The organism is Neisseria uirgultaei, from assembly GCF_962719845.1.
Lineage (GTDB): Bacteria > Pseudomonadota > Gammaproteobacteria > Burkholderiales > Neisseriaceae > Neisseria > Neisseria bergeri.
In genome coordinates this window covers 146,629-158,666 of sequence record NZ_CAUIYF010000002.1, presented here as the reverse complement: position 1 = coordinate 158,666, position 12,038 = coordinate 146,629, and the positions used below count along the sequence as shown (strand labels likewise).

The 12,038-nt window shown below is 48.6% G+C and carries 12 protein-coding genes and 1 pseudogene; 6 read left to right on the top strand and 7 right to left on the bottom strand.

From position 1 onward, the window contains the following. Positions 1-135 precede the first annotated feature (135 nt). Positions 136-816 carry an energy-coupling factor ABC transporter permease gene (locus Q9J32_RS01970; RefSeq protein WP_107819268.1) on the top strand — a complete coding sequence of 227 codons (681 nt, stop codon included), beginning with the start codon at positions 136-138 and terminating at the stop codon, positions 814-816. 28 nt (positions 817-844) lie between these two features. Continuing rightward, complete coding sequence (locus Q9J32_RS01965) at positions 845-1,204, top strand: fluoride efflux transporter CrcB (protein ID WP_301885411.1); 360 nt, start codon at positions 845-847, stop codon at positions 1,202-1,204. Between the two features lie 504 nt (positions 1,205-1,708). On the opposite strand, the gene Q9J32_RS01960 is transcribed toward Q9J32_RS01965, so the two are convergent. Further along, complete coding sequence (locus tag Q9J32_RS01960; protein ID WP_301885412.1) at positions 1,709-2,245, bottom strand: NUDIX hydrolase; 537 nt, start codon at positions 2,243-2,245, stop codon at positions 1,709-1,711. Positions 2,246-2,278: 33 nt separating this feature from the next. After that, entirely contained in the window at positions 2,279-2,635 is a 357-nt protein-coding gene (folB, locus tag Q9J32_RS01955; protein WP_002221051.1) for a dihydroneopterin aldolase, read from the bottom strand. 55 nt (positions 2,636-2,690) lie between these two features. Here folB and plsY point away from each other — a divergent pair, with 55 nt between their 5' ends. From plsY to Q9J32_RS01940, 3 genes are all read left to right on the top strand, one after another. Continuing rightward, a complete protein-coding gene (gene plsY, locus Q9J32_RS01950; RefSeq protein ID WP_301885413.1) occupies positions 2,691-3,293 on the top strand; it encodes a glycerol-3-phosphate 1-O-acyltransferase PlsY in 603 nt (200 codons plus the stop codon). A gap of 87 nt (positions 3,294-3,380) precedes the next feature. Further along, positions 3,381-4,226 carry a 23S rRNA (adenine(2030)-N(6))-methyltransferase RlmJ gene (locus Q9J32_RS01945; RefSeq protein ID WP_301885414.1) on the top strand — a complete coding sequence of 282 codons (846 nt, stop codon included), beginning with the start codon at positions 3,381-3,383 and terminating at the stop codon, positions 4,224-4,226. A gap of 349 nt (positions 4,227-4,575) precedes the next feature. After that, positions 4,576-5,550, top strand: coding sequence for a class 1 fructose-bisphosphatase (locus Q9J32_RS01940; RefSeq protein ID WP_118820176.1), 975 nt, complete (start codon positions 4,576-4,578; stop codon positions 5,548-5,550). A 158-nt stretch (positions 5,551-5,708) separates the two neighbouring features. Here Q9J32_RS01940 and Q9J32_RS01935 read toward each other — a convergent pair whose 3' ends face one another. Next, positions 5,709-5,927, bottom strand: a complete 219-nt coding sequence (locus Q9J32_RS01935) for an HP1242/YdcH family protein (protein WP_003754814.1) — start codon at positions 5,925-5,927, stop codon at positions 5,709-5,711. A gap of 210 nt (positions 5,928-6,137) precedes the next feature. Here Q9J32_RS01935 and glyA point away from each other — a divergent pair, with 210 nt between their 5' ends. Next, positions 6,138-7,388, top strand: a complete 1,251-nt coding sequence (gene glyA, locus Q9J32_RS01930; RefSeq protein ID WP_301885415.1) for a serine hydroxymethyltransferase — start codon at positions 6,138-6,140, stop codon at positions 7,386-7,388. Between the two features lie 300 nt (positions 7,389-7,688). On the opposite strand, the gene Q9J32_RS01925 is transcribed toward glyA, so the two are convergent. From Q9J32_RS01925 to Q9J32_RS01910, 4 genes and pseudogenes are all read right to left on the bottom strand, one after another. Beyond that, positions 7,689-8,174 carry an immunity 42 family protein gene (locus Q9J32_RS01925; RefSeq protein ID WP_304666728.1) on the bottom strand — a complete coding sequence of 162 codons (486 nt, stop codon included), beginning with the start codon at positions 8,172-8,174 and terminating at the stop codon, positions 7,689-7,691. Further along, positions 8,150-9,118: pseudogene (locus Q9J32_RS01920) on the bottom strand (two-partner secretion domain-containing protein); the annotation flags it as partial. The pseudogene Q9J32_RS01920 and the gene Q9J32_RS01925, both read right to left, overlap by 25 nt. Positions 9,119-9,371: 253 nt before the next feature. Continuing rightward, positions 9,372-10,322, bottom strand: coding sequence for an IS110 family RNA-guided transposase (locus Q9J32_RS01915; protein WP_301885418.1), 951 nt, complete (start codon positions 10,320-10,322; stop codon positions 9,372-9,374). Positions 10,323-10,958: 636 nt separating this feature from the next. Beyond that, complete coding sequence (locus Q9J32_RS01910) at positions 10,959-12,038, bottom strand: zonular occludens toxin family protein (protein WP_301885419.1); 1,080 nt, start codon at positions 12,036-12,038, stop codon at positions 10,959-10,961.

The window sequence follows — 12,038 nt, the reverse complement described above, 5'->3', positions numbered from 1 at the left end:
ATGGGTATATTTTAACGTGTTTCCATTACAAACAAAACAACCTGACCGACAATTCGGTCAAAATCATTACAGCTTTCTGTTTGCCGCAGGCAGCACTATAATAGATAACCTCTTATTCATCTTTACGGTATTGGCATGATTTTCCAAACAGTCTGGTTTTCAGATATGCTGCTGGGAGCTTCATGGATTGCACTCATCCTCCTATTGGCAGCTTCCGGACCGTCCGCATACCGTTCGCTTGTCCGCTACCGTTCCGCCGTACCGCTCTGTATCGTTATTTTTTCTGCGGCATGGAGTTTGAACACCGCTGCCGGAGGCGGACAACTTGCCCAAATGAGCTATCACCTGCTCGCCGTCAACCTGGTCGCTCTGATGGTGGATACCTCTGCCGCCCTTTGGCTTGCCTCGATTCTAATGCTTCCATACTGCCTGCTGTTTGCCGGCTCTTCCGGTGCGTATCCTGCAAACGTATTGGTTCTGATTTTGCCCGCACTTGCCGTCAACCGCCTGTCGCGTGTGCTGGTCGACCGCCTGCCGCCCAATATTTTCATCTTTATTTTCGTCAACGGCTTTCTCGCTTCCGCCGCCGGCATTCTGCTGACCGGGCTGGTGCTGACCGGTATTTTGGATGCCGCAAACGCTTTTCCGTCCGAAATATTGTGGACGACCGCCCTGCCCGTCTTTATTCTGCTGGCGTGGGCGGAAGCCTTCCTCAGCGGCATTTCAACTGCCATATTTGTTGCACTGAAGCCCCATTGGATCAACACTTTCGACGACAACCGCTATCTGAAGTCCGACCGCGGCATATGGCGGTAACCTTCAGACGGCATAAGCAGGCAAAACCATGCTTTCCAACATCCTCCCCCTCTCCGTCGGTGCGGCACTCGGTGCGACTGCGCGTTGGCTGCTCAACCTCGCCGTTCCCGTATCAATACCTCCCGCCACGGGCAACCTGTTTGCCAACTGGACGGGCGCGCTGCTCATCGGAGTCTTTGCCGAAACCGTCAGCCATCCGCAATGGAAGCTGCTGCTGATTACCGGTTTTCTCGGCAGCCTGACCACACTTTCCGGATTTTCACTGGAAACCGTCTCCCTGCTCCAATCGAATCGTCCCGCTTCGGCACTTGCCAATATTTTCCTGCACACGGCAGGTTCGCTGCTGCTGACTTGGCTCGGGCTGAAGATAGGGACGGCAGTCAAATAATCACAAAAAATTTCTTCCTTTGGTTTTGACATAATCTATAAATTGGCTTCGCTTGTTTAAATACTGCCTGTGCCAATTACCGTTCTCAAATTCAAATTGAGCTTTTAGGTCTGTAACAAAGAAAAAGCCTTGAGAGGATAAACCTACCAAGGCTTTTTCTTAAAAAAAAACGCTCTATTGCTGCGTCTAAAAATGCAAAAAAAGTAACCATCATAACCCTTTTGCCAAAATCAATATCATCATCCGATGAATGAATTGACGGTATATAAGACAGAACCAATAAACTAATAAACCTGTAAGAAAAATCAGTAACAAAGATATTCATTATTAACTATTCTTAAAAATTATCATGTTCGTTTGGGTAATTATCATACCCTTTTCCCTCTTATTACTAAAGCACGAATGACTTTAAAGGATGCGCCCAAAGACAAGCCGAAAAGGCATATCCCATCCGCCAAACAAACTGCCCGCCGACTTACTCCGGCGGGCAGTTCCAACATCCTGTCAATCCTTCATCAGCCAGTATTGCAAACCGATTAATGTCTTGCCGTCTTTAATTTCATCGTTTGCCAATGCCTGACAGACTTCATCTTTCGACATCAGCACGGTTTCCGTAATCTCGTCTTCGTCATTGGCAAGCGTACTGCCCAAACGCACGCCTTCCGCCTCGAACAGATACATTTTTTCGTTGCAAAAACCGACCGCCGTATAAAAGCTGTACAGCAGGCGCACGCTGTCGGCAACATAAGGTGTTTCCTCCGCCAATTCTCTCAGCGCACACGCTGCCATATCCTCGCCTGCCACATCCAGCTTGCCCGCAGGAAGTTCCAATGTCGCCTGATTTGCCGCATAACGCCACTGCCGCACCAAAACGACCTTTTCCTCATCCGTTACCGCCAACACGCACGCCGCGCCCAGATGCCGGATGACGATGCGCTGCCCTTCGTTACCGTTGGGCAACCTGACCTTATCCTTGCTGATACTGACGAAACCGCCCTCGTAAATGGTTTCGCCGCCTAATTTTACTTCCCTCAAATCCACTTCATATCTCCTTTCCGTTTCCTATTCTGCCGTTCAATCTTCACGCTTGCCGCGCTCGATTTCCACACCAACCTCGCGCACGCCTTCCAAAATACCCGGCTTGACGATTTTCACGCGCACCCACACCGCGCCGAAATATCCCAAAACCAAATCAGCAATATATTCCGCCAACGCTTCCAAAAGCAGGAAATCCTGTTCTTTCAGATGTCGGCGCAGCGTTTCGCATACCTCGGCATAATGCACCGTATTGGCAATATCATCGTCCGAACCCGCTTTCTCGGGAACGCCGATATCCAAATCGACAATCAGGGTCTGCAACCGTTCGCGCTCCCAGCCGTACACGCCGATAAGCGTATCCGCCTTCATGCCGTGCAAAAAGATTTTATCCATAATCCGCCCCATTTTTTGCTAAAATAACCGCACCATTCTAAGTAAAGTACCGCAAATGTTCAACATACCGGCTGTTGCCGTTTCCTATCTGATCGGCTCACTTTCTTTTGCCGTCATCGTTTCCAAATATTACGGCATGGACGACCCGCGCACCTACGGATCGGGCAATCCCGGCGCGACCAATGTTTTACGCAGCGGCAAAAAAAAAGCGGCAGCACTGACGCTCTTGGGCGATGCCGCCAAAGGTTTGGTTGCCGTTCTCCTCGCGCGTATGCTTCAAGAACCGCTCGGTTTATCCGACAGCGCAATCGCTGCCGTCGCACTCGCCGCGCTGGTCGGGCATATGTGGCCGGTGTTTTTCGGATTTAAGGGCGGCAAAGGCGTGGCAACGGCATTGGGCGTGCTTCTGGCACTCTCTCCCGCAACTGCCTTGGTCTGCGCGTTGATTTGGCTTGTGATGGCATTCGGCTTCAAGGTGTCCTCCCTTGCCGCATTAACCGCCACAATCACCGCCCCCCTTGCCGCGCTGTTTTTTATGCCCCACCCTTCTTGGGTTTGGGCGACGCTCCTTATCGCCCTGCTGGTGTTGTTCCGCCACAAAAGCAATATCAGCAACCTGCTTAAAGGCAAAGAAGGCAAAATCGGCGAAAAACGCTGATTCGGCATTTGTTTTCCATTACGTCATGCCGTCTGAAACCATATTCCCGCGTTCAGACGGCATTTCCGCACAAACGGCTTTCATACCATGCTCAGTTACAGACACGCATTCCACGCCGGCAACCACGCCGATATGCTCAAACACTTTACCTTGTTTTTAGTGCTGCAATATTTCAACAAAAAAGACAAGCCCTACTGGTACATCGATACGCACGGCGGCGCAGGTTTGTACAATCTCGAAGGCAGCGAGGCGCAGAAAGTCGGCGAATACCGGCAAGGCATCGCCCTGCTCCGACAGGCGCAAGACCTGCCTGCCGAACTCTCTGACTTTGCCGCGCACATACAAAAAATCCTACCCTCGCCCGAACTTTACTGCGGTTCTCCGTGGCTGGCACAATCGCTGACCCGCGTCGGCGACAAATTGCGCCTGTTCGAGCTGCACCCCGCCGATTTTGTCCATCTGCAAAACAATATGGACGAAGCAGGATTGAGCAAACGCGGACAAGTGTTGCACGAAGACGGTTACAAAGGGCTGATTTCCCTGCTGCCGCCCCCACCGCGCCGCGCCGCCGTCCTCATCGACCCGCCTTACGAGGAAAAACAGGACTACCCGCGTGTAACGGAAACGCTGAAAGCCGCTTTAAAACGTTTTGAGTCCGGCTGTTATCTCATCTGGTATCCCTGCCTCAGCCGCGAAGAAAGCCGCAAGCTGCCGGAAGAATTGAAAAAACTCGTTCCCGACAACTACCTTCACGCTGAACTGCACGTCCACGCGCCGAAAGCCGACGGTTTCGGTATGCACGGCAGCGGAATGTTCGTCATCAATCCGCCCTATCTGTTGGCGGAACAATTGGCGGCAAACCTCCCCACCCTGACGCGGCTGCTGGCGCAAGACGAAGGCGCGCGCTACCTGTTGGACAGCAAAATCCGCTGACCCCGATGCCGTCTGAAACCCTTCAGACGGCATCTCCCGTCAAACAAACAAAACCGGACGATATACCGGCAGTCAGCACTTTTATAGTGGATTAACAAAAATCAGGACAAGGCGACGAAGCCGCAGACAGTACAAATAGTACGGCAAGGCGAGGCAACGCTGTACTGGTTTAAATTTAATCCACTATAAGAATAAATATCCCCTCATCCGCCTGCCGCGTTCCGACTTGCCCCGCGCCGTTTTTTTCCACTACAATCCCACACAATATTTGGCGGAACGCGCCAAAGGAATACGCCGCAATAACCTGCCGCCTTTCAAACGGCACAAACCTTTCCGAAACGAGCAAACTATGGACACACTGACCCGATTCCTCCCCGAACACCTGCAACAAAACCAGCTGCCCGAATCACTCGGCGGCGTTTTACTGTCTGTCGTTTCCGCCTGCACCGAAATCAACGCCAAAGTCCGCCTCGGCGCACTGGCCGGCGTATTGGGTATGGCGGGCACGGGCAATATTCAGGGCGAAGACCAGAAAAAATTAGACGTTATCGCCAACAACATTATGATTGACACACTCAAAGCCAACCCTGCCGTTGCCGGTTTGGCAAGCGAGGAAGAAGACACTTTCGTGAGTGCCGGTGAAAACGGACGCTATCTCGTCCTATTCGACCCTTTAGACGGATCGTCCAATATTGATGTCAACATTTCCGTCGGTACGATTTTCTCCATCCTTGAAAAACCCGAAGGCGCATTGGCAACCGAATCATTCCTTCAAACGGGCAGACAGCAGCTTGCCGCCGGTTACGTTCTTTACGGGCCTCAAACCCAGCTCGTATTCACACTTGGGCACGGCGTGTATATGTTCACGCTCAATGCCGAAAACGAATTTGTGCTGACCAAAGAAAACCCGAAAGTACCCGAAAGTACCAAAGAATTTGCCATCAATATGTCCAACCGCCGCCACTGGCTGCCCCCCATCCAACAATACATAGACGAGCTCTTGGCAGGCGAAACCGGCACGCGCGGCAAAAACTACAATATGCGCTGGGTAGCCAGTATGGTTGCCGAAATCCACCGCATCCTGATGCGCGGCGGCGTGTTCATGTATCCGCAAGACAAACGCGACCCGTCCAAACCCGGCAAACTGCGCCTGATGTACGAAGCCAACCCTATGAGCCTGATACTCGAACAGGCGGGCGCATCGGCAAGCAACGCATATCAGACCATGCTCGACATACAGCCCGAAAGCCTGCACCAGCGCGTCGCCGTCATTATGGGCAGCCGCGAAGAAGTGGATTACCTCGACCGCCTGCATTCAAAATAAACAGGCTGCCTGACCGATAAAGAAGGGCGGCAGCGCGCATCCGACGCTGCCGCCGATATTTCGTACACAGCCTTAAAAAGATAGAAAACCGCCTTTCCGAACGGAAAAAATGCCGTCTGAAAACATTTCAGACGGCATTTCAAAAACTCAAACCCGAATTATTTGCCCGCTGCTTTTTGCAGAATGGCGTACAACTCGTCTTTCAGTTTCAATTTGGCTTTTTTCAGCTCATCGATGTTTTCCGCGCCGCTGGTAACCGGATTGTTGACCAGACCGGTAATTTTATCGTCCAGCTCGTTGTGTTCGTCGAACAGACGGGCGAAGTGGGAATCTTCCTGTTTCAATTTGGAAATCAAATCACGGTATTCTGGGAACATATCGCTTTCCTCTCTTGGTTTACGGTTAAAAAGTCAAACTGAATCTTTACATTAATTATAACAAAGATAATATTTTTATCCAGTGTTTTGTTACACACGGCAACACCGCCCGCAGAAAACCGCCCCACCGTCCGACAAAATCGTTGACAATCCTCCGCTTTACGCATAAATTTTCAATAATTAACCCTGACCACACAAAGGAATCAAGAGATGTTTTCAAAAAGCGTAACCATCACCCAATATGATCCCGAACTGGCGGCCGCCATTGCCCAAGAAGACCAACGCCAGCAAGACCACGTCGAGCTGATTGCCTCTGAAAACTACGTCAGCTGCGCCGTGATGGAAGCGCAAGGTTCCCAGCTGACCAACAAATACGCCGAAGGCTACCCCGGCAAACGCTACTACGGTGGCTGCGAATACGTCGATATTGTCGAACAATTGGCAATCGACCGCGTCAAAAAACTGTTCGGCGCGCAATACGCCAACGTCCAACCCCACTCCGGTTCCCAAGCCAACCAAGCCGTATATGCTTCCGTTTTAAAACCGGGCGACACCATTTTGGGTATGTCTCTGGCGCACGGCGGACACCTGACCCACGGCGCGAGCGTTAATATTTCCGGCAAACTCTACAATGCCGTTACTTACGGCTTGGATGAAAACGAAGTCCTCGATTATGCCGAAGTCGAACGCTTGGCTCTTGAACACAAACCCAAAATGATTGTGGCCGGTGCGTCTGCCTACGCGTTGCAAATCGACTGGGCAAAATTCCGCGAAATCGCCGATAAAGTCGGCGCATATCTCTTTGTCGATATGGCGCACTACGCCGGACTGGTTGCCGGTGGCGAATATCCCAACCCTGTGCCGTTCTGCGACTTCGTAACCACCACCACCCACAAAACCCTGCGCGGTCCGCGCGGCGGCGTGATTCTGTGCCGCGACAACACGCACGAAAAAGCGTTAAACTCCGCCATCTTCCCGAGCCTGCAAGGCGGTCCGTTGATGCACGTTATCGCTGCCAAAGCCGTAGCGTTTAAAGAAGCATTGCAACCTGAGTTCAAACAATACGCAAAACAAGTGAAAATCAATGCTGCCGCCATGGCGGAAGAATTGGTTAAACGCGGTTTGCGCATCGTTTCCGGCCGTACTGAAAGCCACGTTTTCCTCGTTGACCTGCAACCGATGAAAATCACCGGCAAAGCCGCCGAAGCCGCTTTGGGCAAAGCGCACATCACTGTCAACAAAAACGCCATTCCGAACGATCCGGAAAAACCGTTTGTTACCTCCGGCATCCGCATCGGCTCCGCTGCGATGACCACGCGCGGATTCAACGAAGCCGACGCGCGCGTATTGGCGAACTTGGTTGCCGACGTATTGGCAAATCCCGACGACGAAGCGAATCTGGAAAACGTCCGCAAACAGATTACCGCCCTCTGCGACAAATACCCCGTTTACGGCGCGTAAACCTTTTTAAAAACCGATGCCGTCTGAAACTTTTCAGACGGCATTTACTTAAAATCCAAGCTATTAAAAGGAAGTGTCCGACAGTTTGGACGATTTCGTTTTTGTTTTCACCGTGTCCAAATGTCTTGCCTATGGCTTCGGAGGCATAGGGCGCAGCGGCATTGACTGCACTTTGTAACCCGCTGGCTCGGTAACGTTAAATAAAGGCCATCTGAAACGGGTTCACGGTTTTCAGACCGCTCTTAGCTCAAACCTTGAGAAGCGCATACATGCGTTCCGCACATATGCTACTTGTTGAGTTTAGGTTTCATATGGGCTATGGTTTGCTGATTGAACTGAAATAAATTTGAATAACTCAACTATTATATTCCTATAATACTGTAAAGAAATTTCCTTCAGCTTAAAAGACCCTTCATGCAGAGAGTAAAACAGCCTAAATTTATCCTCTACAATCTCACACATCATTCTTAAACCATAATCCCCCAGCTCCGAAAGATAACAATACATGATATTTTCTTCACTTTCCTCTTCTCTCTCAAAATCAATATTATGCAATGAAAGATTACTTCCAGGAAACTTTTTACATAACGCCTTATCTAAATTATTTTTTAAAGTCATTATTTCACTGTTTAACGTTAACACAGCCCCTTCCCCCGGATATGCTTTATCATCAATCCAAAATACAAGGGGACCCATGCAATAATCTCCATCTCTAATTAATATGTCTGTTTGTACGAAAAAATCTAGTTTATTTCCAAAAATCATTTTAAAACCTTTTCTTTCCAACCTAAATTTCTTAAATCAAACTTAACCTTATTGTTTAATTTTAATGGATTATTGGCATCACCTGTACTTCCATTCCAGTGCCATTGATTATTATGATCCCCTGAAAATCGATGAATATTTCCATATTCGTCTTTTGAAAATCGAACTGTTGGAGATGATGGTATTGGTTTAGACTTTATAAATAAGTCAAGTGAATTCTTCGGTTCTTTTCCGGCTTTTGGATTCCAACCTGAGCCACCTGGAGTGTGTTTTGAGTTCGATTTATAAGTAACAACTTTATTATCAAACTTAATTTCTACAGTTTCAGGTACAGGTACAGAAGACCTACCCACCTGCCCTTTAGATGCTCCCAAATCATTCTTTTGATGACTCTTCGACGCCAATGCCGTATCCGGAATCCTGCCCCCCTTCGCAACATTACCGTTTGCAGGGATACGGATATTCCCCGCACCCGCCAATAAGGGATCGCTGCCGGTAACGGTCGGCTTGATGTTTTTCAGGTTGCGGATGCCTGCAAGAATCGGGACTTTTATCCTCGGATTGGGGTTGACAAGGCTCGTCAGTCCTTCGGCAACGTTCAGTGCAAACTCTTCGTTTTTCCGCTCTTTCTGCCTGATTTTGGTGTCTTTCGTCCCGCTGTGCAGCCAGGTCAGGTTGCGGTATTCGGGTTTGTCCTGTCGGCGGTATTCCTCAAACAGCTTCGGATCGTTGTAGGCTTGCGGATTTCTTGTGCCGTAGTTGCGGTAGTCCCAAGTATAACCCAAGGCTTTGTCTTCGCCTTTCATTCCGATAAGGGATATGACGCTTTGGTCGGTATAGCCGTCTTGGGAACCTTTGTCCACCCAACGCAGTATCTGCCTGCGGATTCTCATTGCCGCTTCTTGGCTGCTGATTTTTCTGCCTTTGCGTTTTTCGACTTCGCGCTTGAGGGCTTCGACATATTTGCCGAACTACGATTGATTGGACAGTTTCAATTTATAAGGTGATGTAGGTTGCTTTTGTCTGATTGCTGTGACGATTTGTTAAAAGAAAGATAGTGTATTGCACAGTCAAATAAACTTACATTTCTTGACGTTGCAAGTATCCGCACCCCGACTTGTTCGGGGTGTTTGTTTTGTTTTGAATGGATTTGATGTTTTAATTTATGTTCTATTTTCAATAAATTGAAAATTTACCAGGATTTTGGCCGCGTTAAATCTATTTATATCTTTCCACTTGGAAATCTTGGCCGTTCTTCAACAGCGTAAACGCTATTACCGCCAGTTTCCGCATTATGGCGATTAATATCAGCTTTATATGTTTTCCCTTGTTTTTCAGACGGCCTACAAATTCAGGGAAGGCATTACAACGATATGCAACAAGTGCAGGCATATAAAGGCTTTTCCGTATTTCCGAACTTCCGATTTTTGATATTCTGCTTTTTCCGTTTACGCTTGTTCCTGATTGATATTTTCTAGGGTCTAGGCCTAGATAAACCGTGAACTGTTTTGCATTTTTAAAATCATGTCTTTTATAGGTTGATAGCAATACGGCTGTCGCTTGCTCGCCTATGCCTGTTATTGTTTTCAGCCTTTTGCGAAGGTTGTTGTAACTTGGATTGTCTTTGTAGAACTGGAGTAATTGCTTTTTGACTATCTGTATTTGTGCTGTCAGATTTGAAATAGTTGTTTGAATGTGGGATTTGATATAGTCGGGTGCTTCGTGTTGTTTGGCTTTTTCTATTGCGCGTTGCTGTTTCAGATAGTCTAAATATCGGGCGATTTCCTGTAATTGCTTCTGTTCTTTTGCCGGTGGTTTCCATGCTTTTAATTTGTGCTTTCGGTCTTGGCAATATTGGGCTATCAACTTTGCGTCTTGTGTATCTGTTTTTGATCGTTGTAGTTCTGCTATCGCATATCCTTTTATCTTTCGTGGATTCTCTACGGTAATTGTGTATCGTAAATAAAGATATTCGGCTAATGCTTCGTAATATGTGCCTGTTGCTTCGCACACGCAATGGAGCTTATCGGTTACTTTATGACTTTGTAGCCAATTTATTAATTGTTCAAATCCTCCTTTGTTGTTCTGAAACTTCTTTTGATGATTTTGACCGTCTGCAATCAAACAACAATCTATTGTGAGCTTTGAAACGTCTATTCCTAAGTACATGGTTTAACCTTATTAATTCGGGCTTTTTGCCCTAGATAGTGTTCAAACTTAAGATGTACGAAAGCCCACGCTTCTATCTTTCTTACAAGCTGTACGCTTTGGCCGTACTTTCGAAGTCGTGGGCTTTACTTGGTGTTTCGTCAAACGCCAAGCCCTCAATGGGCTGATTTACTCATTCAGGGCTTGAAGCTTATCGTTTGCTTGCCTTCGGCGACATTCGCCATGTGGCAGGGGTTGGCGCAAAAAACCGCACCAACCTTTCTTTAAAGCGTTTTTGGGTGGGTTAGCGTCAAGGGGTATCCAAAAAGATTTATAAAGACGATAAAGCTGTCTTTACAAATCTTTCTGGACATCCTCCCCTTGACTTGTGGGAAAGTGGGCGGGGGAATTAGAGGTTTTGGGTTAGTAGAAATATTCCAAGCGTTACAATTAATAAAAGGACTATTTTAAAAGGCCATCGCATGCCAATTAAGCCTTTCCAACCTTTACGTTCATATGTCGTCGCTACAACAATACCCAGAAAGAATGATAATAAACAATTCATATCCCTACTTTTGCACCTTGATTACTTAACTTTTTTTCATTATACCCGTCATACATAAGATTTTGCGGACTCTCTCCGCCCATCGTCAGCACTTAGCCGCCGCTCTCTTTCGGCTCTGCCGCTGCCGTCGGTGTCGGTGTGGCCGCCGCTGCTTTATACGGATTGTATATGCCGTTCTCTACGAACTCAAAACATTGGGTTTTACTGAAACCTTTTATCGCTGTTCCTTGGTCTGTGTAGCATGTACAGCGGTTTGCGTTTTTGACGCAAGCGACTGGATAGGGCATGGTTTTTACTGCTTTGTTGTATTGGTCATATATCGGGGCGGTGTGGGGTTGCCCGTCTATGGCGGGCTTGTAATCGTCTTCAGTCAGGTGTTTCCGATGCTGCGGCGGCTCGGGCGTTGTCTGCGCTTCGGGGTATTGCCCCGTCCCGTGCGTCCCGTTTTGGGCTTGCGCCCCCACCGTGCCGTCCGTTTCGGGGCTTGCCGCTGGCGCGGCAACTTCCTGCTGCGCCGTGGGGTTCGGTGTGATTTTTTTGAAGTCTCCCCAAAAGTCATAAAAGCCCCAAAGGCCACCGATTATCATCAAAAGTATGACAGGAATCAGGTAAAAGACTTTGCTGCGGCCTGTTTTGATTTTGGTGTGTTCTTCGGCTGATTTGTATAGGCCGTACACGCTTTTATCCAGCTTGTACACGCTTTTGAGTGCGTCTCTTACGTCTGCCCTGCTTTCTGGGTTCTTCGCGCCGCCCGTACTCCATTCTAGTTTACGCCTTACGCCTAGTTCGGTCTTGCTTACGTGGGTGTGATGCTCTATCAGGCTTCTTAGGTTGGCATCAATTAATCGGGGGTGTTGGGTTATGAAGAAGAAATCTAGGCCGCGATGGCGATGGGTTTCTAGTTCTGAAACGTAGTCGGGTACTTTCGAGCCACTCGGGCGCGGCCTAAAGATGCGCTGACATTCGTCAACAACGATGATTGCGCCTGTCGGCGCCCACTTCGGCCACGTTTGGATGCTTTCTCCCTCGGGGATTGGTTCGTGTGGGATTTGTAAATCTGGAATCCCGTCTATAAACAAGGGGCGGTTTTTGAGGTCGGGACGTTTGGCTAACATTGAAACAACGTTCAAGGTTTTGCCCGAACCGGGTACGCCTGTGAACAGATATAACAT